This window comes from Alloalcanivorax sp. C16-2, assembly GCF_046507615.1.
In the GTDB taxonomy this organism is placed as follows: Bacteria; Pseudomonadota; Gammaproteobacteria; order Pseudomonadales; family Alcanivoracaceae; genus Alloalcanivorax; species Alloalcanivorax marinus_A.
This window is the reverse complement of the sequence record NZ_JBKFTL010000007.1, coordinates 28,285-54,324: the sequence shown is the minus strand read 5'-3', so window position 1 is coordinate 54,324 and position 26,040 is coordinate 28,285. Positions and strand designations below refer to the sequence as shown.

Annotated in this window: 27 protein-coding genes; 18 read left to right on the top strand and 9 right to left on the bottom strand. The window is 65.1% G+C overall.

The window, feature by feature from the left end:
* Positions 1-42: 42 nt before the first annotated feature.
* Positions 43-2,049 carry an SDR family oxidoreductase gene (locus ACLD02_RS18710; protein ID WP_410299400.1) on the bottom strand — a complete coding sequence of 669 codons (2,007 nt, stop codon included), beginning with the start codon at positions 2,047-2,049 and terminating at the stop codon, positions 43-45.
* A gap of 182 nt (positions 2,050-2,231) precedes the next feature.
* Between ACLD02_RS18710 and ACLD02_RS18705 the strand changes: the two genes are divergently transcribed.
* The 4 genes from ACLD02_RS18705 (at position 2,232) to ACLD02_RS18690 (ending at position 5,657) form a co-directional block, all read left to right on the top strand.
* Positions 2,232-2,918 carry a nitroreductase gene (locus tag ACLD02_RS18705; RefSeq protein WP_203105731.1) on the top strand — a complete coding sequence of 229 codons (687 nt, stop codon included), beginning with the start codon at positions 2,232-2,234 and terminating at the stop codon, positions 2,916-2,918.
* 65 nt (positions 2,919-2,983) lie between these two features.
* Positions 2,984-3,334, top strand: a complete 351-nt coding sequence (locus tag ACLD02_RS18700; protein WP_161385866.1) for a putative quinol monooxygenase — start codon at positions 2,984-2,986, stop codon at positions 3,332-3,334.
* A gap of 46 nt (positions 3,335-3,380) precedes the next feature.
* Entirely contained in the window at positions 3,381-4,313 is a 933-nt protein-coding gene (locus tag ACLD02_RS18695; RefSeq protein WP_203105730.1) for an AAA family ATPase, read from the top strand.
* A gap of 3 nt (positions 4,314-4,316) precedes the next feature.
* The gene (locus ACLD02_RS18690) at positions 4,317-5,657 is read left to right on the top strand and encodes a VWA domain-containing protein (protein WP_410299399.1); all 1,341 of its coding nucleotides are present in this window, start codon (positions 4,317-4,319) and stop codon (positions 5,655-5,657) included.
* A gap of 9 nt (positions 5,658-5,666) precedes the next feature.
* On the opposite strand, the gene ACLD02_RS18685 is transcribed toward ACLD02_RS18690, so the two are convergent.
* Positions 5,667-8,066, bottom strand: a complete 2,400-nt coding sequence (locus tag ACLD02_RS18685) for a 7TM diverse intracellular signaling domain-containing protein (RefSeq protein WP_410299398.1) — start codon at positions 8,064-8,066, stop codon at positions 5,667-5,669.
* Between the two features lie 132 nt (positions 8,067-8,198).
* Here ACLD02_RS18685 and ACLD02_RS18680 point away from each other — a divergent pair, with 132 nt between their 5' ends.
* Positions 8,199-8,750, top strand: coding sequence for a porin family protein (locus ACLD02_RS18680; RefSeq protein ID WP_203105728.1), 552 nt, complete (start codon positions 8,199-8,201; stop codon positions 8,748-8,750).
* Positions 8,751-8,966: 216 nt separating this feature from the next.
* Here ACLD02_RS18680 and ACLD02_RS18675 read toward each other — a convergent pair whose 3' ends face one another.
* Both ACLD02_RS18675 and ACLD02_RS18670 read right to left on the bottom strand, forming a co-directional pair.
* A complete protein-coding gene (locus ACLD02_RS18675; protein ID WP_410299397.1) occupies positions 8,967-10,280 on the bottom strand; it encodes an ABC1 kinase family protein in 1,314 nt (437 codons plus the stop codon).
* A gap of 114 nt (positions 10,281-10,394) precedes the next feature.
* Positions 10,395-10,826, bottom strand: coding sequence for a phasin family protein (locus ACLD02_RS18670; protein WP_410299396.1), 432 nt, complete (start codon positions 10,824-10,826; stop codon positions 10,395-10,397).
* Between the two features lie 227 nt (positions 10,827-11,053).
* Here ACLD02_RS18670 and ACLD02_RS18665 point away from each other — a divergent pair, with 227 nt between their 5' ends.
* Positions 11,054-11,434, top strand: a complete 381-nt coding sequence (locus ACLD02_RS18665) for a hypothetical protein (protein ID WP_203105725.1) — start codon at positions 11,054-11,056, stop codon at positions 11,432-11,434.
* A 63-nt stretch (positions 11,435-11,497) separates the two neighbouring features.
* Here the strand turns inward: ACLD02_RS18665 and ACLD02_RS18660 are convergent, their stop codons facing one another.
* Positions 11,498-11,701: a hypothetical protein gene (locus ACLD02_RS18660; RefSeq protein WP_203105753.1), complete on the bottom strand. Its 204-nt coding sequence runs from the start codon at positions 11,699-11,701 to the stop codon at positions 11,498-11,500.
* A 271-nt stretch (positions 11,702-11,972) separates the two neighbouring features.
* On the opposite strand from ACLD02_RS18660, the gene ACLD02_RS18655 reads away from it, so the two are divergent.
* On the top strand, positions 11,973-12,986 hold the full coding sequence (locus tag ACLD02_RS18655; RefSeq protein ID WP_203105724.1) for an AraC family transcriptional regulator: 1,014 nt from the start codon (positions 11,973-11,975) through the stop codon (positions 12,984-12,986).
* Between the two features lie 28 nt (positions 12,987-13,014).
* On the opposite strand, the gene ACLD02_RS18650 is transcribed toward ACLD02_RS18655, so the two are convergent.
* On the bottom strand, positions 13,015-13,404 hold the full coding sequence (locus ACLD02_RS18650) for an MAPEG family protein (protein ID WP_203105723.1): 390 nt from the start codon (positions 13,402-13,404) through the stop codon (positions 13,015-13,017).
* A 177-nt stretch (positions 13,405-13,581) separates the two neighbouring features.
* Between ACLD02_RS18650 and ACLD02_RS18645 the strand changes: the two genes are divergently transcribed.
* Complete coding sequence (locus ACLD02_RS18645) at positions 13,582-13,974, top strand: HIT domain-containing protein (protein WP_203105722.1); 393 nt, start codon at positions 13,582-13,584, stop codon at positions 13,972-13,974.
* Between the two features lie 4 nt (positions 13,975-13,978).
* Positions 13,979-14,167: a CPXCG motif-containing cysteine-rich protein gene (locus tag ACLD02_RS18640; RefSeq protein ID WP_203105721.1), complete on the top strand. Its 189-nt coding sequence runs from the start codon at positions 13,979-13,981 to the stop codon at positions 14,165-14,167.
* A gap of 6 nt (positions 14,168-14,173) precedes the next feature.
* On the opposite strand, the gene ACLD02_RS18635 is transcribed toward ACLD02_RS18640, so the two are convergent.
* Positions 14,174-14,755 carry a YajG family lipoprotein gene (locus ACLD02_RS18635; RefSeq protein WP_203105720.1) on the bottom strand — a complete coding sequence of 194 codons (582 nt, stop codon included), beginning with the start codon at positions 14,753-14,755 and terminating at the stop codon, positions 14,174-14,176.
* Between the two features lie 20 nt (positions 14,756-14,775).
* A complete protein-coding gene (locus ACLD02_RS18630) occupies positions 14,776-15,747 on the bottom strand; it encodes a polyprenyl synthetase family protein (RefSeq protein WP_410299395.1) in 972 nt (323 codons plus the stop codon).
* A 249-nt stretch (positions 15,748-15,996) separates the two neighbouring features.
* On the opposite strand from ACLD02_RS18630, the gene rplU reads away from it, so the two are divergent.
* The 4 genes from rplU to proB all read left to right on the top strand — a co-directional run bounded on the left by rplU (position 15,997) and on the right by proB (position 18,998).
* Positions 15,997-16,308, top strand: a complete 312-nt coding sequence (rplU, locus tag ACLD02_RS18625; protein WP_203105718.1) for a 50S ribosomal protein L21 — start codon at positions 15,997-15,999, stop codon at positions 16,306-16,308.
* 26 nt (positions 16,309-16,334) lie between these two features.
* The gene (rpmA, locus tag ACLD02_RS18620) at positions 16,335-16,595 is read left to right on the top strand and encodes a 50S ribosomal protein L27 (protein ID WP_203105717.1); all 261 of its coding nucleotides are present in this window, start codon (positions 16,335-16,337) and stop codon (positions 16,593-16,595) included.
* Between the two features lie 128 nt (positions 16,596-16,723).
* Positions 16,724-17,899, top strand: a complete 1,176-nt coding sequence (gene cgtA / locus ACLD02_RS18615) for an Obg family GTPase CgtA (protein ID WP_410299394.1) — start codon at positions 16,724-16,726, stop codon at positions 17,897-17,899.
* Positions 17,889-18,998: a glutamate 5-kinase gene (proB, locus tag ACLD02_RS18610; protein WP_238401152.1), complete on the top strand. Its 1,110-nt coding sequence runs from the start codon at positions 17,889-17,891 to the stop codon at positions 18,996-18,998. The genes cgtA and proB overlap by 11 nt, the downstream gene beginning before the upstream one ends.
* 98 nt (positions 18,999-19,096) lie before the next feature.
* On the opposite strand, the gene rpsT is transcribed toward proB, so the two are convergent.
* Complete coding sequence (gene rpsT, locus ACLD02_RS18605) at positions 19,097-19,363, bottom strand: 30S ribosomal protein S20 (RefSeq protein WP_203105715.1); 267 nt, start codon at positions 19,361-19,363, stop codon at positions 19,097-19,099.
* A gap of 253 nt (positions 19,364-19,616) precedes the next feature.
* Here rpsT and murJ point away from each other — a divergent pair, with 253 nt between their 5' ends.
* The 5 genes from murJ (at position 19,617) to ACLD02_RS18580 (ending at position 25,966) form a co-directional block, all read left to right on the top strand.
* Entirely contained in the window at positions 19,617-21,191 is a 1,575-nt protein-coding gene (gene murJ / locus ACLD02_RS18600; RefSeq protein ID WP_203105714.1) for a murein biosynthesis integral membrane protein MurJ, read from the top strand.
* A gap of 70 nt (positions 21,192-21,261) precedes the next feature.
* On the top strand, positions 21,262-22,200 hold the full coding sequence (ribF, locus tag ACLD02_RS18595) for a bifunctional riboflavin kinase/FAD synthetase (RefSeq protein ID WP_203105713.1): 939 nt from the start codon (positions 21,262-21,264) through the stop codon (positions 22,198-22,200).
* On the top strand, positions 22,197-25,010 hold the full coding sequence (gene ileS, locus ACLD02_RS18590; RefSeq protein WP_410299393.1) for an isoleucine--tRNA ligase: 2,814 nt from the start codon (positions 22,197-22,199) through the stop codon (positions 25,008-25,010). Before ribF ends, ileS begins: the two co-directional genes overlap by 4 nt.
* Positions 25,003-25,506: a signal peptidase II gene (gene lspA / locus ACLD02_RS18585; RefSeq protein ID WP_410299392.1), complete on the top strand. Its 504-nt coding sequence runs from the start codon at positions 25,003-25,005 to the stop codon at positions 25,504-25,506. Before ileS ends, lspA begins: the two co-directional genes overlap by 8 nt.
* The gene (locus ACLD02_RS18580; RefSeq protein ID WP_203105710.1) at positions 25,499-25,966 is read left to right on the top strand and encodes a peptidylprolyl isomerase; all 468 of its coding nucleotides are present in this window, start codon (positions 25,499-25,501) and stop codon (positions 25,964-25,966) included. Before lspA ends, ACLD02_RS18580 begins: the two co-directional genes overlap by 8 nt.
* Positions 25,967-26,040 lie beyond the last annotated feature (74 nt).

Here is a 26,040-nt window from a genome sequence, read left to right as displayed (position 1 = left end):
ATGAACCCTTTACGGTCATCGCGGCGGGGCGGATCTCTCGGCTTACCAGTGAATCCCCTTGAACAACCGTGAGAAGGCGGCCTGTTCGCGGCTGATCTTCTTCGGCGTGGTCTCGCGCTTGCCCATGGCGGCGGCGGAATCGGAGAAGATTTTGTAGCCGGTGTTCATGATCGTCTCGGTCACCTTTGGGGTAATGAAGTGCATTACCTGGCCGAGCACGCCCAGGCTGGTGGCGATCCGTTTGGGGCGCCGCACGATGGCTTCACAGATCATGTCCGCCGCCTGGTTGGGGCTGATGGTGGGGACGTGATTGTAAAGCTTGGTGGGCGCGATCATGGGGGTGCGCACCAGCGGCATGTTGATGGTGGTGAAGTGGATGCCCTGGTGGGCCAGCTCGCTGGCGGCGCAACGGGTGAAGGAGTCCAGCGCCGCCTTGGACGCCACATAGGCGGAGAAGCGGGGCGCGTTGGTGAGCACGCCGATGCTGGAAATATTGATCACATGGCCGAAACCGCGTTCGACCATGCCCGGCATCAGCTTCATGATCAGGCGCAGGGCGCCGAAGTAGTTGAGCTGCATGGTGCGCTGGAAGTCGTGGAAACGATGGAATGAATGCACCACGGAGCGGCGGATGGAGTGGCCGGCGTTGTTGACCAGGATATCCACCCGGCCATAGTCGGCCAGCACCTGCTCCACCAGCTCGTCCACGGATTCCAGCTTGGATACGTCACAGCGGTAGGCGTGGGCGGTGCCACCGAGCTGCTTGATCTCGTGCAGGGTCTCCTCCAGCTTCTCCGGTGTGCGCGCCACCACCAGCACGGTGGCACCGGCGCGGGCCAGCTTCAGGGCGGACGCCTTGCCGATACCGGACGTGGCGCCGGTGATCAGCACGATCTTGTCCTCCACCCGCTCCGGCAGCGATGGCATCGGCTGCAATTCATCCTCGCGGCTGTCGCGGTCCGGGTCCAGATGGTTTTCCCAGAAATCCCACAGCTGCTGGATGTAGCTCTCCAGTTCCGGGACCTCGATGCCGCTGCCTTCCAGGGCGGCGCGGGCACGCTGGTTGTCGTACTCGGTGGGGAAGGTGAGGAACTTGATCACCGAGGGCGGGATATCCAGGTTCTCCAGGGTCTGGTTCACCAGCAGGCGCGGGGTCAGGGCGCTCACCCCCTTGCGCACGAAGCCGGGCACGGCATCGAACACCTTGCCGTCCAGCCGCACCGGCATGCGCGGTGCCTGGGCGGCGCTGGCGATGATGTCCATCACCTCGCCGAAGTTGTAGCTGCGGTCGGCGGTGAGGTGGAAACAGTGGCCGTTGCCTTCTTTCTGGTGAGCGATGTGGTCCAGGGCGTCGGCGACGAAATCCACCGGCACGATGTTGAAATGGCCGCTTTCCAGGCCAACCAAGGGGATCCAGTTGGGCAGAAAGTCCTTCAGCTTCTGGATCAGCTTGAAGAAGTAATAGGGGCCGTCGACCTTGTCCATTTCGCCGGTCTGGGAATGCCCAACCACCAGGGACGGTCGGTAAATGCGCCACGGGATCCGGCTTTCGTGCCGCACCAGGGCCTCCGCCTCATGCTTGGTCAGCAGGTAAGGGTCGTCCAGGCCCACCGCCTCCTCGAACATGTCCTCGGTGAACACGCCGTCGTAGAGACCGCCGGCGGCTACCGATGAGACATGATGGAAGCACTTCGCATCCAGTTTTTCGGCCAGTTTCAGGGTGTGCCGGGTGCCTTCGATGTTGATGTAGCGCTGGCTGTTCTCATCGGCGCTGATGTCATAGATGGCGGCCAGATGAAAGAAATGATCGATCTGTCCCACCAGGTCGTCCTGGTCGCGCTTGCTCACGCCGAGCAGCTTCTTGGTCAGGTCGCCACTGATCGGCACCAGCCGGTTTTCCTCCACGCACAGCCGGCGGCGCATGGCGTCCAGCTTGTACTCCGAACCCGGCCGCACCAGGGCGAAAACCCGTGCGTTGTCGCGCTTGAGCAGGCGGGCGACCAGAAAACGGCCGATGAAACCGGTGGCTCCGGTGACGAAGTAGTTCATGGAATTCCCCTTGTTATTTCGACTTCCCTGGCGGCACGCGGCCACGTTGCTATGTGTCCCCGTCGATGATGCGCTCTCGTCGTCGAAAGGACCAGGGCCGGCGCGCCGCCGTGGTTGTACTTTGTCGGCGAATGGATAGGATGGAACTCCATTCCATTTTAATTAAAGAACAAAGGATGCCCATGAGCCCTGAATCCGTTTCCCTGGCCGAGGCGATGCGACAGCGTCGTTCGGTGCGCGGCTTCCTGGACAAGCCGGTCCCCGACGAAGTGCTGCGCGATGTCTTCGAGTTGGCCCAACTGGCGCCCTCCAATTGCAACATTCAGCCCTGGAAGGTGTTCGTGGCCTCCGGCGAGACCCGGGATGAACTGCGCCGCCGCATGGTCGAGAAGGTTTCCGCCGGGGTGCCCACGGCGCCGGATTTCGAACCCAACGCCGGCAAGTTCGAGGGCGTCTACCGGCAGCGACAGGTGGATTGCGCGGTGGAGCTGTACAACAACATGGGCATCGCCCGGGACGACAAGCCCGGCCGCCTGCGCGCCCAGTTGCGCAATTTCGAGCTGTTCGACGCGCCCCATGTGGTGTTCATCGGCATGGAGCGTGGCTTCGGCCCCACCGTGGCCCTGGATGTGGGCATGTACATCCAGTCGCTGATGCTGGCCATGACCGCCCACGGCCTGGGCAGCTGCGCACAGGGCAGCATGCGCTATTACCCCGATGACGTGCGGGATGTGTTCGGCGAGCCGGACAGCACCGCCATCCTTCTGGGGATCAGCTTCGGTTACGAGGACGAGAGCGTGGCGGCCAACCGCACCCGGGTGGGCCGTGCCCCGCTGGGGGACTCGGTCACCTTCAAGGCGGCCCTGTGAGCGGGCGGACTGGAACGCCGTTTCGTGATATACTGCCGGGTTCATTCCCCGTTCCCCAGAGCAGTATGGTCATTGTCAAAGGTTTGATTCCGGTCCGCGATAATCTGCGCGAGAGCGCGGTGGCGCTCGCCCAGCATCTGGCTCGTCAGGCCCGTGACGAGGAAGGCTGTCTGTCCTACGAGGTTTACCTGAAGGCGGATTCGCCCCGGGTCATCATGCTGTGGCAGCAGTGGACCGACCTGGACGCCCTGGAACGGCACTTCGAGTCCGATTACCTGGACGACTTCCTGGACCGCATCCCGGATATGATCGACGGCGAGGTGCATTCGCTGCACTTCGATGTCACCGAGGATGGCGAGGAAGCCCCGGCCGGCCAGACGGTCACCACGCTCGCCGACGGCACCACCCTGCACTGAGACACGACAATAACACCACCAAACAGGTACTAGGGGGCGCGTTCCCATGAAGACGCGGATTGATTCCGTCGACGACGTCACGCAAAGCTTCGCCCGCCAGGGCTACATCTGCGACCAGCGTACCGCTCTGGCGGTGTATCTGGCGGCGCAGCTGCACAAGCCGGTGCTGGTGGAGGGCCCGCCGGGCGTCGGCAAGACCGAGCTGGCCAAGGCCGCCGCCGGCTTCCTGGAAGCGCCGCTGATCCGGCTTCAGTGCTACGAAGGTCTGGATGAGAGCCGCGCGCTGTATGAATGGAAGTACGGCAAGCAGCTGCTTTATACCCAACTGTTGCGCGACAAGCTCAGTGGGGTGCTGGCGGACACCGAGAGCCTGGAGCAGAGCATGCACCGGCTCGGTGACCTGGGGGACGCCTTCTACAGCGAGACCTTCCTGGAGCCGCGGCCGCTGCTGCGCGCCCTGCGCGCCGACGAGCCGGTGGTGCTGCTGATCGACGAGATCGACAAGGCGGATCAGGAGTTCGAGGCGTTCCTGCTGGAGCTGCTTTCGGATTTCCAGATCTCGATTCCGGAGATGGGTACGGTGCGCGCCCGCCACCAGCCGCTGGTGTTTCTCACCAGCAACGACCAGCGGGAGCTGTCCGACGCCCTCAAGCGGCGCTGCCTGCACCTCTATATCCCTTACCCGGAAGCGGCCCTGGAGCGACGTATTCTGGCCGAGCGCGTGCCGGAACTGGATGCCCGGCTGCGTGAGCAGCTGGTGGACTTCATCCAGCACCTGCGCGAGCAGGACATGAAGAAGCTGCCGGCGGTATCGGAAAGCCTGGATTGGGCCCGGGCCCTGGTGCTGCTGCACGCCGACAGCCTGGAGCCGGAGCTGGTGGAGCAGACCCTGACCCTGGTGCTGAAGAACGAACAGGACGCGGAGCTGGCCCGGGATCTGTTGCCGCACTGGTTCCGCCGGCACGGCGGCGCGTCCTGAGTCATGGCCGCCCGGCGCCTGCATGAATTCGTGCGCGCCCTGCGTGGCGCCGGCGTCCGTATTTCGCCGGTGGAAGCGGAGGAAGCGTTCCGCGCCGCTGCCCTGATCGGTTACCACCCCCGCGAGCAGTTCCGTGAGACCCTCGCCTTGACCCTGGTTAAGAGCGAGGCGGAGCGGCCGGATTTCGACCACTGCTTCGATACTTTCTTCCAGTTCGAGGAGAGCGACGGCGAGGCCGGGAGCGAGCCGCCGCCGGCGCCAGCCCCGGACGGGGAGAGCGGCGAGAGCCTGGAGCCGGCCGCCGCGTCGCTGCTTTCCCAGGACGGCACGCAACTGGAACAAACTCTGGCCCAGGCCGCCGCCGGCATCGATTTCACCGCCATGCAGGTGATCACCCAGCAGGGGCTCTACGCCCGGCGTCTGCTGATGAGCATGGGGATGGGCGCGGTGGACGACGAGATTCTGCGCCTGGATGCTTCCCCGCGCCACGCCGACCGCCACCGCGCCGAGCAGCTTCGTGACTGGCGCGGCGGGGTACGCGAGCGAGCGCTGGCCCATGTGCAGCGGCAGTTCGAGTTGCATGGGCGTGCCCACGGGCGCGCGCTCCGAGAGCACACGCTGCGGGCGGCGCCGTTCCGGGATCTGCGTGAGTTCCAACAGGTCCAGGAACTGGTGCGACGTCTTGCCCGGCGCCTGGCGCGCAGCCACCAGCGCCGCCAGAAAAAAGCCCGCCGGGGCGCCCTGGATGCGCGCCGCACCCTGGCCTCGAGCCTGCGCTATAACGCCGTGCCGGTGGAACTGCACTGGCGTGAGCGGCGCCGCCTCAAGGCCAAGGTACTGGTGGTCTGCGATGTGTCCAGCTCGGTGCGCGACGCCGCCCGCTTTTTGCTGCAGTTTCTCTACGCCATGACCGATGTGCTGCCCCGGGTGCGCAGCTTCGCCTTCGCGGCGCGCTTCGATGAGGTCACCGAGGATTTCGACCGCTATTCGCCGGACGTGGCGGTGGGGCGGATTCTCGACCGGGTGTCCGGCAGCGGCACCGACTACGGCACCATGTTCCAGGAGCTGGAGGCGTGCTGCCGGGGCGAGATCGACCGCCAGACCACGGTGATTATCCTGGGTGACGCACGCAACAACGACCTGCCCGCCGGTGAGCGCCACCTGGCGGACATTGCCCGCCGCGCCCGCCAGGTGTTCTGGCTCAACCCCGAGCCACCGTCGCGTTGGAACAGCGGTGATGCCATCATGGCGCGCTACCTGCCTTACTGCCGTGATGCCCGGCGCTGCGCCTCGCTCAATGATCTGAGCCGGTTTACCGACGCGCTGTTGCGCCAGCTTGATTAGCGGCCGGGCTCAACGGCGGCTGTTGGCGATTCCGTCCAGGGCCGCGTTGAGCGCCTGGTTCAGGCGCGCCAGATTCACCGGTTTCGCGATATGGCCGACCATGCCGGAGTCGTGGCAGGCGGCGATTTTCTCCGGCACCGCGTGGGCGGTCAGGGCGATCACCGGAATCACCGGCAGGCGCCCTTCCCGCTGCAGACGCTGGATCGCCCGGGTGGTCTCGAAGCCGTCCATGTCGGGCATTTCGCAATCCATCAGCACCAGATCGAAGCCGTCCGGTCGGGCCAGCAGGGTCGCCAGTGCCTCGGTGCCACTTTCCGCCGTTTCGCATTCGTGGCCGAGCTTGCGGCATAGCCCCTCGGCCACCAGCAGGTTGACGTGGTTGTCGTCGACGATCAGCAGGCGCGCGCCGGGGCCCTCGACCACGGTGGCGGGGGTGGCCTCTTCCTGGCTGGGCTCGCCGGGTGGCAGTGGCAGACGGAACCAGAACAGCGAGCCGCTGTGCAAGGTGCTCTGGGCGCCGATTTCGCCGCCCATGATCTCCACCAGCTGGCGGCATACCGCCAGGCCCAGGCCGCTGCCGCCCTGGGGCGGGCGGGCGCCGGGTCGGCCTTGCTGGAAATAATCGAACAGGTGCTCCAGCTGGCCGGGGGCGATGCCGATGCCGGTGTCCCGTACCTCGAAGAGTACATAATCGCGGTTGGCCTCCTCGCGGCGGGCGCTCACGTCGATGGCGCCGTCATGGGTGAATTGCACCGCGTTGCCGATCAGATTGACCAGGATCTGCCGTAGCCGAACCGGATCGCCGATGCAGTACTCTCCCAGCTCCGGTGACAGCGTCAGGCGTAGCTCGCTGGCCTGCAGGCGGGCACGGTGCTCGAACAGCGTCGTGCAATCACGGATAAGGGCCGGCAGGTCGAAGGGGGTTTGATCGATGGGCATTTTGCCAGCGTCCAGACGGGAATAGTCGAGCACATCATCGATCAGGTTGGTGAGCGCGGCGCCGGACTGCTCGATCACATGCAGATGCCGCCGCTGTTCGTCATTGAGTGGGGTGTCGCGCAGGATGTCCACGGTGCCGATCATACTGTTCAGTGGCGTACGGATTTCATGGCTCATCATCGCCAGGAACTCGCCGCGGGCGCTGAGCGCCGCGTTCAGTTCCCGGGTGCGCTCCTCCACGCGCCGTTCCAGCACCTCGTTGGCTTCACGCTGGATGCGGTCGTTCTCGGTTTTCAGTGTGGTCATGCGGTGGGCCAGGGCGAAGGACAGAAGTACCGCCTCGATCAGAATGCCCAATTGGAAGGCGTTCTCGATCAGCCAGTGCCCGGGCACCAGATTGAAGGTCTTGAGAATGTAGATCACCGAGGTGACCGCCACCGAGGCGAAAGCGATCAGATAGAACAGTGCCGGGCGGTAGCCGCGCCCCACCAGCCAGATCGCCAGACCGGTGGCGATGAACGGCCATGGCAATACGATGGCGGAAGAAAACTGGATAAAGAAATCAAAATTCAGCAAGGAGATCGGAGCCAGAATCATCAGCGCCACGGCGGTGCCGGTGAGTGCCCGGTTCAGCGCCGGTGCCCGCTTGCGCAATTCCAGAAAGGAACAGGAAAACACCATTGAAAAAGCCAGGGTAAGCAGATTGAGCACCGTCAGGCTGTGGTGGTTCCAGTCCGGCGCGCCGGGCCAGAGCCACTGAAACGCCAGGCCTTCCCGGGCGAACAGATTGAGCCCGAAGGTCCCCAGGTAGAGCACATAATGAAGGTAGCTGGGTTCTCGGATGGAAAGAAAAATCAGCAGGTTGAACAGGCACAGGATGGCCACGGCGCCAAAATAAAAGCCGTGGAACAGATTGAGCCGGCCATCCAGACGATTGAAATCATCCGGCGTGCGAAGGGTCAGGGGGAAATCGATCACATTATCGCCACGGGCCTGGAACAGCAGCCACCAGCGCGCGCCCTCAGGGATCACCAGCGGAAACACCAGTTGGTAGTGGGGCAGGGGGCGTTGCTCGAACGCCACCCGGTCGCCACTGCGCCAATGGTGCAGACGCTGCCCGCTCTGATCGAACACATACAGGTCGAGCTGGTCCAGGTGTGGGCGCGCGGCACGCAGATACCACAGGTCCAGCCCGGAGTGGTTGGTCAGGGTCAGCAGCAGCCATTGGTCGCCCTGGCGGAAGCCAAGGGTGGGGTAGCTGTCGGACAGGCGCTGGCCATCGCCGTCGCGCAGGCGCCGCAGTGCCTGCTCCGGTGTCAGCCGCCGTTCGCCGCCGTCCAGCCAGCGCAACGCCGGCGCCGCGTCATAGGAGGGCTGATCGCCCAGTGTCAAAATGTTTGCATGGGCGCCACCGCCCAGTAGCAGCAGCAGCCCGATCATTATCCCCGCCGCCCTCATCGAACGCTTCATTCACCCTTCCCGGTGGCTTGTCGCCGAATGTGATTATTATCACGTTGCTTTTACCGTATTTAACGGGGGTTCTGGAACGAGGCCAAGTACCCTGTTTCAAACTGATGACTTCACACGCAAAAGGAGACGCAAATGAAGGTCAAGATTCTGGGCAAGGCAATGGTCCTCTCCTGTACTCTGGTGGCCGGCGGCGCCTTCGCGGCGGGTCCGTATATCGGCGCCAACTACAGCCAGTTCCAGTACGACAACGACGAGTACGACAGCGACACGCTGAAAATCGACGCCGCCGTTCTGCGCGCCGGCATCGAGTTCAATGACTACATCGGCCTGGAGGCCCGTGGTGGCATGGGCTTCGATGAGGATTCCAAGGGCATCGTCGACTTCGAACTGGACAACATGTACGGCGGTTACGTGAAATTGTCCGCGCCTCTGGCCGAAGCCGTGCACCCCTACATCATCGGTGGTTACACCAAACTCAAAGGTACCGTGAAAGCCGAGGGTTCGGTGGCCGGTATCGACTACTCCGTGGACGATGACGAGCACTACGAAGGTGAATCCTACGGTGCCGGCATCGACTTCAACCTGACCGATACCTTTGGCGCGAACCTGGAGTACATGCGCTACTACGATCAGGACGATGAAGAAATCTCCGGCATCAGCGTGGGCCTGCGCTCCGCGTTCTGATCCGTCCCCCTATCCGGGGAAAGGGAGGCCCCGAACCGCCAGGGAAGGCGAACCGAAAGCGCCGGCTTGAACGCCGGCGTTTCCTTTTTCGTCCGTCCATTACGGCTAAGCGGCGAATACGCCCCGCCGCCTGCGGAACACGGTAGGAGCGGCTTCAGCCGCGATGAAGAGGGCGCCCCCGTGATCGCGACTGAAGTCGCTCCCACCACGATTGCGTCAACGGCTCTCCAGAATCCGCTCCAGGCGCGGGCGCAGCGCGCTGGCCACTCCCAGGTTCTTCATGGTCCAGTAATGTCCGCCCACCACCCGCTGCACCAGCAGGGTCCGCGAGCTGGGCTGAAACTTCAGCATGTCTTCCCAGGCAGAGGCTTTGGCCTGTTTCATCACGTCCTGGTGGACCCGGGCGGTTTCGAAGTCGAACGGCGTGTCGGCGATGCCCTGCATCAGCACCGGCACCCAGGCTTCGTAAAAGCCGTCCGGCACGGAGGTGTCCGCGCGGCGGGCGCCGATGTCCACCAGCGCCTGATCCAGCCGCGCCCAGTCACCGGACAGCGCGGCGCCGGTGAGTGCCGCCATCAAGGCCACGTCCTCGGCGGGAAGGCGCTTCACCGCTCCGAAGTCATAGAACACGATGGCGCCATCCTGGCGGAACGCGAAGTTGCCCGGGTGGGGGTCGCAATGCACCGCATGCAGCTGGAAGATCTGACGGGCAAGCAGATCGAACAGCCGCTCGCCGAGCCGGTTGCGCAGGGCCTGATCGAAGCCATGGGCGTCGTCCACCTGCTCCAGCGGCGTGCCTTCCTCCAGACTGAGGGTCAGCACGGTGGCCCCGGACAGGGCCGGGAATACCTGCGGGATCACCACATCCGGATCGTCACGATGAAAGTCCCGGAACAGGTTCAGGTTTTCCGCTTCCTGGTGGTAATCCAGTTCCTCATCCAACTGCTGGCGAATCTCCCGGAACACCGCGTCCAGGGCCCGCTCGTCGACGCGCAACAGACTGCCGAGCTTGAGGATGCGCTTGAGGTGCTTCATGTCGGAATCGATGGAAGCCTTCACCGCCGGATACTGAACCTTGACCACCACCTGCTCGCCCTCCAGGGTGGTGGCGCGATGGACCTGGCCGATGGAGGCGGCGGCGAACGGTGTTTCCTGGAAGTCCTGGAAATGATCCGCCACCGGGCCGCCCAGCTCCCGCTCAAGCTGCCGCCGGATAACATGGAAGGGCATCGGCGCCGAGGCGTTCTGCAGCACCGCCAACTGCTCGCTGATTTCCCGGGGCAGCACATCCTGCATTTGCGAGGCGATCTGGCCGACCTTCATCACCGCCCCCTTCATTTGTCCCAGGGTGGCGGCCACCTCGCGGCCTATGTGGCGCATCAGTTCCTCGCGGCTTTCGCGCCGGTCCTGCTCCGACTGGAACCAGCCGCGCACCTGCTGGCCCGCCACCCGGGTGGCGATGGAGGTGGTCATGCCGGTGAGTTTCCAGAAACGACCGCCGGTGGCGGCCCGGTCACGGCGTTTGGCCATGGTCTGCTCGCTGCTGGTTTCGAATTCCGCAAGCCTAGCGCCGCCAGCGGCGCAAAAAAAGGGGGCCCACAGGGGCCCCGCCAAAGGAGAGTAGGCAGAAAAAGGGAATAAGAATCAGACGCGCTGTTTTTCGCCGGCGCTCACCAGCTCCTCGAACAGCTTGCGGCTCTGCTCGCGGGCGGTGGTCAAGGCGCCGAGCCCCGCCAGAACGAACTCATTGCTGGTCTCGGCTTTCTCGCCACGGGCTTCCTTGCCGGTGCTGATGAATTGTTCGTAGAGCTCCTGGCGTTTGCGCGGCGCTTCCTCAAGCAGCGCCCGGGCGCGCACGGTGAAGCCGCGACCGGCCAGCAGGAGTTTGGATTTGCCCTCGGCGTCATCGCCATAGGCTTCGCTACCGGCCTCGACGTACTGTTCGTACAGCTCCTCGGAGCTGTCACCGGCCTTGCTGTAGGCGCCCAGGCCGGCCAGGTAGAGCTTGTCGCCGAAACTCCTGACGCGGCTCAGCAGCTTTTCCTGATCTTCACGCAGGTCTTTCAGTTCACCCATGATGTGTACCTCCTAAGCGTCTTCGCTAACCTCTTCGCCGTGAACGATACGGGCGCCGTCGCTTGGATGGAGTATGCATTGTCGAACAATTAAACAATGGAAAGGTGTAGGAAATTGGGCAGCCTGTGATGGAGCTCCCAACGCCGGCGCCAATTCGAACGTGGCGGGAACCGCCCGGGGCCCCGTACACTCCATAGGAAAGTACCAATCGGCCGAGATACGAATTCATGATCGAGAAGTTCATCGCCAAGGTGCCCAGCCGGATTTGGGCGGACGGGCGACCGGCCCGCGCGCGACAGTGGGATGCGGAGTTCAATGTGGCGGCCTGGACCAGGGTCTCCGGGGAGCCGGGCCAGGTTCAGTTGCTGGTTCGTTACCTGGACACCAAGAACGACCAGGCGGTGCTGGTGGATGCCGCGCAGGTGAAAGGTGACGGCAGCGCGCTGCTGTCCGGCTTGGTGCGGTTGCGTTTCACCGACAACGTGGAACAGGTTCAGATTTCCCTGCGCCTCTCCGATCCGGGCATGCTCTACGTGGTGGAAGAACTGTACATGCAGCGCCGTGGCACGGCACTGCGTCCCCAGGACAAGCTGATCTCCAACTACTGACACTGTTCGGCATCAAGCCGCGGGGCGGGCCCCTTTTCTTCCCCCCGGGGCCCGCCAGCCGGGTTAGCGACCGTTATCGGCCACGCGCCGGCACGCCAGGCTTCCCCCCTCGGGCCGGGACGCGGTGTCGAGGTTGTCGACGACCACGTCCTCACCTGTTTCCAGCAGAGATTCCGGCCAGCTCTGGAAATCCAGCCCGGTGAGCCGGTTCAGGTTTTCCAGGGCCGTTTCCGGGTGCCGCTTTTCCACTCTGACGATTTTGCTCATGGTGACCATTCCTCTGCCCGATTCTGGCAAAGCCAGAATCGTGCCACTCCATGGCTCCGGCTTTTCATATAAAAATCAGTAAGTTGGGATTTCACCACCCAAACGGCGCCGATGCCGCCGGCGGCGCGCCATGGCAGGATGTGACCCAGGTTGTCAGTTGGCGGTCATGGCTTTCCTCCAGCGTCGTGTTGTCGCTGTGGTCTTGCCTTGGCCGGAAGGGTATGCGTATCTTGTGCCCGGGCTGGTCATATTGGGCCATGGGACAATAAGTATGACGATTCTAAAAATGAGCGCGGAGGACTACACCATCTCCGCCGAATATCTGGCGCTGATGCTGGAGTTTCTGGATAAGCGTGGCATCGAGGAGGAGCGCGCCCTGGAAGGGTTGCCGATCGAACCGGGTTGCTGGCGTGATCCCAAGGCGCGGCTCACCGCCGCCGTGTTCGACCGTTTCGCCCGGCGTGCCCTGGCACTCACCGGCGAGCCCTGGATGGGCTGGGAGCTGGGGGCGTCCATGACCCTCTCATCCCATGGTTTTCTCGGTTACGCGGCGATGAGCAGCGAGACACTGGGGGACGCCATCGAGCTGGCGGTCAAGTTCTTCCGCACCCGCAGCACCATCATTCAGTTGGAGAGTTTCAGCGACGGTGACTGGGCGGTGCTCCAGGTCAACGAAATGCTGGCCTTGGGCGATCTGGCGCCGCTGGTGGTGGAGAGCCTGTTCTCCAGTTTCCATTTCATGGCCATGCAACTGATTCCCGACGTGGAAATCCTCGGTGAGCTGCGCTTCTCCTACCCGGAGCCGGCCTATTTCTCCCGGTTGCGTCCGTTGATTCCGGTGCCGGTGTACTTCGATTGCGCCTACAGCCAGATGCGCTTTCCGGTGGAGCGTTTGCAGCGGCGCCTGCGTTTCGCCGACCCGCGCCTGGCCCAGATGGCCGCCGCCCAGTGCGAGCAGGAGATGGAACGGATCAAGGCGCCGCCGGCGCTGCTTGGCCAGGTACGGCGCATCATGCTGGCCGGCTCCGGAGGCTTCCCCGGTGTCGACGACGTGGCGTCGGAGCTGCATATGTCGTCACGGACGCTCAAGCGCAAGCTCCAGCAACTGGGCACCAGCTACCAGACCCTGCTGGATGACCTGCGCAAAGGGCTGGCGGTGGAATATCTGACCCAGAGCCACCGCTCGGTGGATGAAATCGCCCTGGCGCTGGGGTATTCCGATGCTTCCAATTTCGCCCGTGCTTTCCGTCGCTGGACCGGGCGCAGCCCGTCGGACTATCGATAGCCCGGATGATCGATAGCCCGGGTGATCGTTAGCCGGAGATGAGCTGAAAGACGGCGCCGCCCAGGCCGCCGAGCAGGAGGGTGAGGGTGGCCAGGAAGCCGATCAGGAAACCACGACCGCGATTGCGTGGCTGTTGCAGGTAGGCGTTGAAGTAAAGTTGCCGGCCGATCACGAACAGCACGCCGAGCACCGCCGCCGCGCGCGGTTCCAGATACCAGCCGAACAACCACAGCGCTGGCAGGAACAGCACCAACTGCTCCACGGTATTGGCGTGGCCGCGCTGGCAGCGTTCGAAGATTTCATGGCCGTGCACGGCCGGTGCGCGCACCTGGTATTTGACCCGGGCGCGGCCGACCAGGAAGCTGAACAGGGCGCATTGCAACAGCGCCACGACGGTAATGATGGCTACCCATTCCATGATCTTCCCCCAGACAGGTATCGTACGCCATCCTTGGAAATGGACCGGCGTTCCCCTTGCGTACTTGTGTATGCTCGCCGGCTTTTCTTGAGAGCGCTAATTTTTGCGTATCATCTTAGGCGACGGCGGCGGTCTTGCCCAGCCATCGCCCCGGGCTTTTAAGGCGGATTTGTGACCATGACCACTCTCCACCCCCGTCTGGCGGCCGATACCGGCGCGCTGGGCGAAACCGATCTGTGCTGGTTGCGCTGGATGCGCGATGCCCGCTTTCCCTGGCTGATCGTGGTGCCCAAGCGCGATGGCCTGCGCGAGTGGCACCATCTGCCGCTGCCGGAGCAGGCTCTTTTGCTGACCACGGTGAATCACCTCGCCGCCGAGCTGGAGCGCGTCACCGGCGCGGACAAGATCAATCTGGGCGCGCTGGGCAATCTGGTGCCGCAGCTGCATGTGCACGTCATCGCCCGCTTCGAGGGCGACCCGTGCTGGCCGGGGCCGGTGTGGGGGCAGGGTGAGCCTCGACCGGTCGAGACGGAGCCGGACTGGCTGCGGCGCCTGCGGCTGCCGGAGTAGGGCGATGGAACTGATACCGGTGCCGGTGCAGTGCCCGCATTGCTGGGAATGGTTCGATGCCCTGGTGGATCCGTCCCAGGGGGATCAGGAATACGTGGAGGATTGCCACGTCTGCTGCCGACCGCTGCTGTTCACGGTGGCGATGACGGACCCGGACGCGCCGGAGGTGACGGCGCGCCCGGAGAACGAATGAGCGGTCTCAGGGCATATCGTCGCCGGCCAGGAAGCGAATCATCTCCTGGTCGTTGAGCAGGCGCTCGATGGAGCGGCTGAGGATCTGGTTGACCATTTCCTGATTGCGTGCCGCCGAGGGCGTGAACGGCAGCTTGTGCTCGACGCTGCTGTTGTAGGTGCCGGTGTGGGTGGTGTCACCACGGCGCGCTTCGGCCAGCAGGGTCAGGTCCAGGTTGACCCGGTTCACCACCGAGCCTTCCTCGGGGATGTAATCCAGCTTTTCCAGGCGCACTTCCAGGGTGGTGGCGTCCGGGCCCGGGTTGAAAGCATTGAACCCCAGGCTCTGCAGGCCCTTGCGCACCGAGTCCGCCAGTGCCGCGCGCACGTCGTTGGAGGGTTGCACCAGGGCGGTGTCCTTGTACACGCCGCCACGGGAGCCGAACGCCTTCTGGCCACGGGAGTCCACCGCGATGACTTCCACCGGGCGGTTGTGGCCCAGGTTGGCCGCTTCCACCTCGGGCTTGGGTGCCACCTCGATCTGCTGAGGGCTGAGCGCGCAGCCGGTGGCCAGCAGGGCGGCGGCGGCCAGGACGAGAAGCTGTTTCATGCCATTCTCCATTCATCCAGTTAGTAGGTGCGCTGCAGGGATTCCTCCGCCAGGCGGCGCAGCGCGTCCTTATAGGGGGACTCGGGCACCGATGACAGCGCGTCCAGAGCCCGTTCGGTGTGCTCGGCGGCCCGCTCGATGGTGTAGCTCAGGCCGCCGCACTCGCGCACGATGTCGACGATCTCGCTCAGGTGATCCAGGCCGCCCCCGCGGATCGAGGCCTTGATCAGCTCGGCGTGCTGGGGCGCGCCATGCTGGATGGCGTAGATCAGGGGCAGGGTGGGCTTGCCCTCGGCCAGGTCGTCGCCCACGTTCTTGCCCAACTCGCTGACGTCGCCCTGGTAGTCCAGCACATCGTCGATGAGCTGGAAAGCGATGCCCAGGTGCAAACCGAAGGTGGCGAAGTCCGCGCAGCGGTTCGGACCGTTGCGTGCCCCCAGCACGGCGCCGGTTTCGGCGGCGGATTCGAACATCTTGGCGGTTTTGTCGTGAATCACCCGCATGTAGCTGGATTCGGTGGTGTCCGGGTCGCGGGTGTTGATCAGTTGCAGAACCTCACCCTCGGAGATGGTATTGGTGCTCTGGGAGAGGATTTCCAGCAGGCGCTGGTCCTCCAGCGCCACCATCAGTTGCAGGGCCCGGGAGATCAGGAAATCACCCACCAGCACGCTGGCGGAGTTGCCCCACACCGCATTCACCGTGGGGCGGCCCCGGCGCAGGCTGGATTCGTCCACCACGTCGTCGTGGAGCAGGGTGGCGGTGTGCAGGAATTCGATCACCGCCGCCACGTCCACGTGCTGGTCGCCGGTGTAGCCGGAAGCCCGGGCGCTGAGCAGGCCCACCAGTGGCCGCAGCCGCTTGCCGCCGGAGCCGACGATGTAGTCGCCCACTTCCCGGATCAGCGGGACCTCGGTGTCCAGGTGGTGGGTGATGAAGCGGTTCACCGCCTCGAAGTCGTCGCCGACGACGGAACTGATGGCCTTGAAATCCATGGAGCGCGTTTCCAAAAAAGGGGGCGTGAACAGCGGGCAATGCTAGCAGCGGGGCCCGATCAGTCAAGAAAAGCCATCGCCGGTGAAGCCGCCGCGCGGGGCGGCTCCGGGGATGGCCGCGGGCCTCTTGAGAAGAGGCTCCGGTTAGCGTACACTTCGCGACCCTGTTTTCATCATCCCCCGGGCACCGAAAGTGGCCTCCCGAATGTGGACGCCCGCCCGCGAGTGGATTTATCCGGAGCAAGCAAGATGTACGCAGTCATCAAGACGGGTGGCAAGCAGTACCGCGTTGAAGAGGGTGATACCCTGCGCGTGGAGAAGATCGAAGTGGCCACCGGTGAGACCGTGGAGTTCGATCAGGTGCTGCTGGTTGCCGACGGCGACGACGTCAAGGTGGGCCAGCCCCTGCTGGACGGCGCCAAGGTTTCCGCCGAGGTGGTCGAGCAAGGCCGCCACAAGAAGGTGAAAATCGTCAAGTTCCGTCGCCGCAAGCACTCCCGCAAGCAGCAAGGCCATCGCCAGTGGTACACGGCGGTGAAAATCACCGGGATCCAGGGCTGATCCGTAACGCATTAGAGGATTGAGACATGGCACATAAAAAAGCCGGTGGTAGTACTCGTAACGGTCGCGATTCCGAAAGTAAACGCCTTGGCGTGAAGCGCTTTGGCGGCCAGGAAGTCAAGGCCGGCGAGATCATCATCCGTCAGCGTGGCACCCGCTTCCATTCCGGTGTGAACACCGGCATGGGCAAGGACCACACGATCTTCGCCACCGAGGCCGGTCGCGTGAAGTTCGAAACCAAGGGCCCGCTGGGTCGCAAGTACGTGGTGATCGAGCCCGTGGCCTGATCCCTCCGGGATCACACGAAAGCCCCGCGAGGCTCGGCCCGCGGGGCTTTTTTGTGGCTGTCGGACGGCGGGCCACAAACGGCAAGCTACGCTAGAATACCCATCCACCTGTTCTGAAGAGTCGTCCCATGCAATTCGTCGACGAAGCCACCATTGATGTTCGCGCCGGCAACGGCGGCCACGGCTGTTTGAGTTTCCGGCGCGAGAAGTACGTCGAATTCGGCGGTCCCGATGGCGGTGACGGCGGGGCCGGCGGGCACGTCTATGTACGCGCCGACGGCAACCTCAACACCCTGGTCGATTACCGCTACGAGCGCAGTTACAAGGCGCGCAACGGTGAGCCCGGCAAGGGCCGGCAGATGACCGGCAAATCCGCCGACGACATCTACCTCAAGGTGCCGGTGGGCACCACCGTGGTGGATGTGGACACCGACGAGGTGCTGGCGGACCTGACCGCCGACGGCGAGACGGTGATGGTGGCCAAGGGTGGCCGCGGCGGGCTGGGCAACGTGCACTTCAAGAGCAGCGTCAACCAGGCGCCGCGCAAGACCACCAAGGGAATCCCCGGTGAGGTGCGCCGGCTGCGCCTGGAACTGAAGGTGCTGGCGGACGTGGGGCTGCTGGGCATGCCCAATGCCGGCAAGAGCACCCTGATCCGCGCCATTTCCGCCGCCAAGCCAAAGGTGGCGGATTACCCGTTCACCACCCTGGTGCCGAACCTGGGCGTGGTGAAGGTGGATCGCTATCGCAGTTTCGTGGTGGCCGACATTCCCGGCCTGATCGAGGGCGCGGCCGAGGGGGCCGGTCTGGGTATCCGCTTTCTCAAGCACCTGGCGCGCACCCGGCTGTTGCTGCACGTGGTGGACATCGCTCCGCCGGACGGTGAGCCGGCGGATCAGATCGATGCCATCGCCGACGAGTTGGATCGTTTCTCCCCGGCGCTGGCCGAGCAGGAGCGTTGGCTGGTGTTCAACAAGATCGACCTGCTGCCCGACCAGGAGGCCGAGGAGCGGGTCAATGCCATCGTCGAGGAACTGGGCTGGCAGGGGCCGGTGTTCCGCCTGTCCGCCGCCGCCGGGGTGGGGTGCGAGGAGCTGACCTACGCGCTGATGAACGCCATCGAGGAGCGACGGCTGCGCGAGCGCGAAGATCCGGAATACGCCGCCGAGCAGCGCGACCTGCGCGATCGCCTGGAGGCCGAGGCGCGGGAAAAGATCCAGGAGATCAAGCGCGTCAACCGAGCCGCCCGGGACAACGATGATGACGACGACGACCACGACGTGGAGATCGTCTATGAGCGCTGAGCGCTGGGTGATCAAGATCGGCAGCGCCCTGCTCACCAACGACGGGCGCGGCCTGGATCGGGATCTGATGCAGCTCTGGGTGGATCGCATGGTGGCGCTGCGCGCCGCCGGCATCGAGCCCATCGTGGTGTCCTCCGGTGCCGTGGCCGAGGGGATGACGCGCCTGGGCTGGTCGCGTCGGCCGGAATCGGTCCATGAGCAGCAGGCCGCGGCGGCAGTGGGGCAGATGGGGCTGGTGCAGGCCTGGGAGTCCTGTTTTCGCAAGCACGGGCTGCATACCGCCCAGGTGCTGCTCACCCACGACGATCTGTCCGACCGCAAGCGTTACCTGAACGCGCGCAGCACCCTGCTGACACTGCTGGGCTTCGCGGTGGTGCCGGTGGTCAACGAGAACGATACCGTGGTTACCGACGAGATCCGCTTCGGTGACAACGACACCCTGGCGGCCCTGGTGGCCAACTTGGTGGAGGCCGAGCGGCTGGTGATCCTCACCGACCAGGAGGGGCTGTTCGACGCCGACCCGCGCCAGAATCCGGCGGCCAGCCTGATCCGTGAGGCGCGGGCGTCCGATCCTGCGATCGCCGCCATGGCCGGTGGCGGTGGTTCCGGGCTGGGGCGCGGTGGCATGGCCACCAAGGTGCGCGCCGCCGGCCTGGCGGCCCGCTCCGGCGCCATGACCACGATTGCCTCGGGGCGCCGCCCGGAGGTGCTCGCCGAGTTGCGCGATGGTGGCGCGCCGGGCACCACTTTGATGCCGGACACGTCACCCATGAATGCCCGCAAGCAGTGGCTGGCCGGGCACTTGCGCATGCGCGGCCGGCTGGTGCTGGATGCCGGCGCCGCGCGGCGCGTGCGCGAGGCCGGCTCCAGCCTGCTGCCGGTGGGCGTGGTGGATGTGTTCGGGCAGTTTTCCCGGGGCGAGATGGTGGCCTGCGAGGACGAGCAGGGCAATCGGGTGGCCTGTGGCCTGGTTAACTACGACGCCGCCGACGCCCGCCGGCTATGCGGCAAGAAGAGCCATGAAATCGCCGGGGTGCTGGGTTTCATGAACGAGGAAGAACTGATCCACCGGGACAACATGGTGGTCATGGAAGCCTGACGCCGGCGGGGTGGAGGTGTCAGGCTTCGAGCGTCCAGCGTCAGACAAAAAAACCGGCCAGAGGCCGGTTTTTTTGTCTGACGCCAGTTTGATCAGATTCAGGCCGCCATGGCCTTGATCTTGGCGTTCAAGCGGCTCTTGTGGCGTGCCGCCTTGTTCGGGTGAAACTTGCCCTTGCGGGTGGCCTTGTCCAGCACCGAGGTCGCTTTTTGGTACGCTTCCTGAGCGGCGCCTTGGTCGCCGGAGGCAATGGCCGCGTTCACCTTCTTGAGGTACGTACGCACCATGGAGCGCATCGCCGCGTTGTGCTGACGACGCGTTTCCGCCTGACGCGCGCGCTTGCGTGCTTGCGGTGAGTTAGCCAAGGTCCTGCTCCTATCTTTTTAACTGACGACCGACGAGCCGTCGATCTGCTTGATTCGGTGAAACCGGGACGCACGAGTGCCCGTGGGCCGGTTTGAAGGTGCGCAATCATGCCGATCCCTTCCCGGAATGTCAATGGTGGGAATTCACGACCGTGGCGGGCGGCTTCGGCCGCGATCGTGCCGCCGGGCCGGGCCATGCCGCTGGCGGGCGGGCAGTGCTTTGGGTACCCTTGGTCGGTTTTCCGGAGGGCTGATGGGCGACCAGGCGAGAGACGACAAAAAAGGCGGCTTGCTGGCTTCCACCCTGGTAGTCAGTGGCATGACGCTGCTCTCCCGGGTGCTGGGCCTGGTGCGCGACGTGGTGCTGGCCCGCCTGCTGGGCGCTTCCGCCGGCACCGACGCCTTCTTCGTGGCGTTCCGGATTCCCAATTTCCTGCGCCGGTTGTTCGCCGAGGGTGCCTTCAACCAGGCTTTCGTGCCGGTGCTCAGCGAATACCGCACTCGCTCCCGGGAAGAGGGCAGCCTGGTGGCCACCAGGCTGCTCATCGACCGTGTGGCGGGGACCCTGGGCGGTACCCTGGCGCTGGTTACCCTGATCGGCGTGCTGGGCGCGCCGCTGTTGATCTGGGTGTTCGCCCCGGGCTTCGGCGACGATCCCCATAAAAGGGCGCTGGCGGTGGAGATGCTGCGGCTCACCTTCCCGTACCTGTTCTTCATTGCCCTGACCGCCTTCTCCGGCGCCATTCTCAACACCTGGAGCCGGTTCGCGGTGCCCGCCTTCACTCCGGTGCTGCTGAACCTGAGCCTGATCGGCTGCGCGCTGTTCCTGGCGCCGCGCTTCGCCGAGGGGCGCATGGCGGTGGCGCTGGCCTGGGGGGTGCTGATCGCCGGTGTGGTGCAATTGCTGTTTCAGTTGCCGTTCCTGGCCCGCCTGCACCTGATGCCGGTGCCGCGCATGGCCTGGCGGGACGAGGGCGTGCGCCGCATTCTGCGGCTCATGGCGCCGGCCCTGTTCGGGGTGTCGGTAAGCCAGATCAACCTGCTGCTGGACACGGTGCTGGCATCGCTGCTGCAAACCGGCTCGGTGACCTGGCTGTATTACTCCGACCGGCTCACCGAGCTGCCCCTGGGAGTGTTCGCCATCGCCATCGGCACGGTGATTCTGCCCAGTCTGTCCGGCAAGCACGCCGAAGCGGACCCGGATGCGTTCTCGCGTACCCTGGACTGGGCCCTGCGGCTGGTGCTTCTGATCGGCGTGCCGGCGGCCCTGGCGCTGGCGGTGATCGCGGAGCCGCTGTTGGCGACCCTGTTCCGCCATGGCGAGTTCAGCGCCACCGATGTGTTGCGCTCGGCGGAGTCCCTGCGCGCTTACAGCGCCGGCCTGCTGGCGTTCATGCTGATCAAGGTGCTGGCGCCCGGTTACTTCGCCCGCCAGGACACCAAGACCCCGGTGAAGATCGGCGTCATCGCCATGATCGCCAACATGGGTTTCAACCTGGCCCTGGTGTGGCCGTTGCAGCACGCCGGCCTGGCCCTGGCCACCTCGCTGTCCGCCTGGCTCAATGCCGGCCTGCTGTTCGCCGGCCTGCGCCGGGGCGGCGTCTACCGGCCCGGGGCGGGCTGGGGCGCCCACGGCGTTCGGTTGCTGTGCGCCGGCGGCGCCATGGTGGTGGCGATCCATTTTCTTGCCCGCCAGGCCGGTGTCTGGATGGAAGGCCCGCTGATGGCGCGCATTGGCTGGCTGACGGTGATCGTGCTGGCCGGATTGGCGATTTATGCCCTGGTGCTGCTGATTCTTGGCCTCAGACCTCGCCACCTGCGCCGATGATTTCTATAATCGGCCCTCTTTTCCCCCGGATACGCGGGCGCGGCGGCTCCGGGATGGCGACGAGGGCGGGATGCGACTGATTCGCGGCATTCACAATCTGCGGTCCATGCACCGAGGGTGCGTGGCCACCATCGGCAATTTCGATGGCGTGCACCTGGGCCACCAGCGCATTCTGGACAAGGTGATCGCCGAGGCCCGTGCCCGTGACAAGCTGGCCACGGTGATGCTGTTCGAGCCTCAGCCCCAGGAGTTTTTCGCCGGGGAGCAGGCGCCGGCGCGCCTGATGAGCCTGCGTGACAAGCTCATCGCCCTGCGTCGCAAGGGCGTGGATCAGGTGCTGTGCGCCCGTTTCGATGAGCGTTTCCGAAGCCTGGGCGCGGAAGCGTTCGTGCGTGATCTGCTGGTGGCCGGGCTGGGCATTGATTATCTGGTGGTGGGTGACGATTTTCGTTTCGGCTGTGGCCGGGACGGGGATTTCGATTATCTGTGCCGGGCCGGCCAGGCGTTCGGCTTTGAAGTAACCGATACTCCCACTTGCCAGGTGGACGGCGAGAGGGTGTCCAGTACCCGGGTGCGTGGCGCCCTGGAGCAGGGCGATTTCATCCTCGCCGAGCGCCTGCTGGGTCGCCCCTATGGCATCAGTGGCCGGGTACGCCACGGTGACAAGATTGGCCGCACCCTGGGCATCCCCACGGTGAATCTGGCGCTCAAGCGACCGGTATCGCCCCTGCAGGGGGTGTTCGCGGTGCGCGTGGACGGCGGCGGCCTGAGCGGCTGGCCCGGCGCCGCCAACCTGGGCACGCGGCCGGCTGTGAATGGCCGCGAGAACCGCCTGGAAGTGCATTTGCTGGATTTTCAGGGCGATCTGTACGACGCCCATCTGACCGTGCACTTTCATCAATTCGTGCGCCCGGAAACGAACTTTGACAGCCTGGATCAACTCAAGGCCGCCATGTGGCGGGACCTGGAGCAGGTTAAAGCCTTCTTTGCACAAGACGACGGACTATGACGGACTACAAGGCGACGCTGAATCTTCCCCATACCGACTTTCCCATGAAAGCCGGTCTGTCCAAGCGCGAACCGGAACGGCTGGAGCAATGGCGCCGGCAGGATCTGTACCGCCGGATTCGCGAGACCGCCGCCGGCCGTCCCAAGTTCGTGCTCCATGACGGCCCTCCCTACGCCAACGGCTCCATTCATATCGGGCATTCCATCAACAAGGTGCTCAAGGACGTGATCGTCAAGGCGCGGGGGCTGGAGGGCTTCGATGCGCCCTATGTGCCCGGCTGGGACTGCCATGGCCTGCCCATCGAGCACAAGGTGGAGCAGAAGGTAGGCAAGGCCGGCCACAAGGTGGACGCGCGTACCTTCCGCGAGGAGTGCCGGGCCTACGCCGCCGAGCAGGTGGAAGGGCAGAAGAAGGACTTCATCCGCCTGGGCGTGTTCGGGGACTGGGACAACCCCTACCTGACCATGAATTACGACACCGAGGCGAACATCGTCCGCGCGCTCGGCCAGATCGTTGAGAAGGGCCTGCTCACCAAGGGGTTCAAGCCGGTGCACTGGTGCCTGGACTGCGCCTCCGCCCTGGCGGAAGCGGAAGTGGAATACCAGGACAAGAAGTCCCCGGCCATCGACGTGGCGTTCGCCGCCGTGGACCCGGCGGACTTCACCGCCCGCACCGGCGTGGAAGCCGGCGCCCCGGCGCTGGTGATCTGGACCACCACGCCCTGGACCCTGCCCGCCAACCAGGCGGTGGCGGTCCATCCCGATGAGGATTACGTGCTGCTCAGCGGCGACCAGGACGGTCGCGCCCGTGAGCTGGTGGTGGCCGAGGCCCTGGCCGACGATGCCGCCGAGCGCTATGGGCTGGACGGCGCTCGCCGCTCCGCCGCCTTCCCGGGCCGTGCCCTGGAATTCCTGAAACTCCAGCACCCGTTCCTGGACCGCCAGGTGCCGGTGGTGCTGGGCGAGCATGTCACCACCGACGCCGGCACCGGCTGCGTGCACACCGCGCCCGGCCACGGCGAGGACGACTTCGTGGTGGGCAAGCGCTACGGCCTGGAAGTGGACAGCCCGGTGCAGGACAACGGTGTGTTCCGCGACGGCCTGCCGGTGGTGGGCGGCCTGCATGTCACCAAGGCCAACGGGCCGGTGATCGAGGCGCTGCAGGAAGGCGGCACCCTGGTGGCCAAGAAGAGCATCACCCACAGTTACCCGCATTGCTGGCGCCACAAGACGCCGATCATCTTCCGCGCCACCGCCCAGTGGTTCATCTCCATGGGGGGGCATGGCCTGTTGGAGCGGGCTCGCGAGGAAGTGAAGAAAATCACCTGGACGCCGGACTGGGGCCAGGCGCGCATGGAAGGCATGCTGCGCGATCGCCCGGACTGGTGCATCTCCCGGCAGCGCACCTGGGGCGTGCCGATCACTCTGTTCGTGGACAAGGACACCTCCGAGCCGCATCCGGACACCCCGCGCCTGATCGAGGAAGTGGCCAAGCGGATCGAGAAGGAGGGCATCGAGGCCTGGTTCCAGCTCGACCCGGCGGAGCTGCTGGGCGCCGACGCCGAGCGCTACAGCAAGGTCACCGACGTGCTGGATGTGTGGTTCGATTCCGGCACCACCCACTTTTCCGTGCTCGAACAGCGCCCGGAGCTGACCGTGCCGGCGGATCTGTACCTGGAAGGCTCCGACCAGCATCGGGGCTGGTTCCAGTCCTCGCTGCTGACCAGCACCGCCATGCGCGGCGCGGCGCCCTACAAGGGCGTGCTCACCCACGGTTTCACCGTGGACGAGCAGGGCCGCAAGATGTCCAAGTCCCTGGGCAACGTGATCGCCCCCCAGGAGGTCTGGAACGAGCTGGGCGCCGATATCCTGCGGCTGTGGATCGCTTCCACGGACTACCGGGGCGAGATGACCGTCTCCAAAAGCATCTTCAAGCAGGTGGCGGACAGCTACCGGCGCATCCGCAACACCGCCCGCTTCCTGCTCTCCAACCTGAACGGCTTCGACCCCGCCGCCAATGCCCTGGCGCCGGAGGAGATGCTGGCCCTGGACCGCTGGGCGGTGGCCCGCGCCGCCCAGGTCCAGGACGAACTGCGCGAGCTTTATAACAGCTACCAGTTCCACCAGGTCTATCAGCGCCTGCACAACTTCTGCGCCAACGAGTTGGGCGGCTTCTATCTGGATATCATCAAGGACCGCCAGTACACCACCCGCGAGGACTCCGTGGCACGGCGTTCCTGCCAGACCGCGCTGTACCATATCGCCCAGGCTCTGGCGCGCTGGATGGCGCCGATCCTCAGCTTTACCGCCGAGGAAATCCACGAGCACCTGCCCGGTGAAAAAGCCGACTCGGTGTTCCTCACCACCTGGTACGAAGGCCTGTTCGGCCTGCCCGGGGACGCCGATATGGACCTGGCGTTCTGGGAGCGGATCCAGGCGGTCAAGCAGGCGGTAAACAAGGCCATCGAGGAGGCCCGTAATCGCAAGGAGCTGCGCGCCAACCTGTCCGCCGACGCTACCCTGTACGTGGACGACGACGTCCGCTCCCTGCTGGAGCGGCTCGGCGACGAACTGCGTTTCGTCACCATCACCTCCACCGCCGCTCTGCAGCCGCTGGCCCAGGCCCCGGCGGAACTGGAGGCCAGCGCCGTGGCCGGCCTCAAGGTGAAGGTGGCGCCCTCGCCGAATCCCAAATGCGCCCGCTGCTGGCACCACCGCGCCGATGTCGGCGTGGACCCGGCTCACCCGGAGATCTGCGGCCGTTGCGTGACCAACGTGGAAGGCCCCGGCGAGGAGCGGCACTATGCCTGAGGCGGCGGCTCGCCGGGGGCTGCCCGGCCAGCTCAACTGGCTGTGGCTCACGGTGCTGGTGATCGCCCTGGATCAGCTCACCAAGCACTGGATCGTGGCGCGTTTCGAACTCTTCGAGCGTCTGGAGATTCTGCCGGTGTTCAACCTGACCCTGGCCTACAACACCGGCGCCGCCTTCAGTTTCCTGGCCGGCGCCGGCGGTTGGCAGCGCTGGTTCTTCGCCGGCGTGGCGCTGATCGCGGCGGTGCTGATCCTGGGCTGGCTGCGCAAGCTCAAGACCGAGCGCATGCAGGGCGCCGCTCTGGCGCTGATCCTCGGTGGTGCCCTGGGCAATCTCTATGATCGGGTGGTGCTGGGTCATGTGGTGGATTTTCTCGATTTCTATTGGGGCGATTACCACTTTCCGGCCTTTAATATCGCCGACAGCGCCATCACAATCGGAGCGGTATTGATCATTCTGGACATGCTGCTGGGAGGGCGCCGCGCCCATGACTGACCAACTCTTCGCCGGGCCGCAGACCCGTGTCACGCTGCACTTCGCCGTACGCCTCATGGACGGCACCGAGATGGACAGCACCTTCGACGGCGAGCCGGCCAGTTTCGCCTGGGGCGACGGCTCCCTGCTGCCGGGCTTCGAGAAGGCCATTCTCGGCCTGCGGCCGGGCGACAGGCGCAGCGTGTTCATCGACGCCGAGTCCGGCTTCGGCGAGCACAACGAGCAGAACGTCCAGCACTTCAACCGCGCCACCTTCGAGGTGCGGGACGTGGAACCGGGCATGGTGATGAATTTCGCCGACGCCGCCGGTGCCGAGCTGCCCGGGGTGGTCACCGACGTGGATGATGACTGGGTAACGGTGGACTTCAACCATCCCCTGGCGGGCCGCGACCTGACCTTCGTGGTGGAGATCATCGACGTTCAGCACGACGTGCCCGAGCAGACCATCCGCCTGAACTGACCATCGCGGCGGAAGCCGCTCCTACAGCCACATCCGCGGCAGGAGCGGCTTCCGCCGCGATCCTGGCCGGGGCC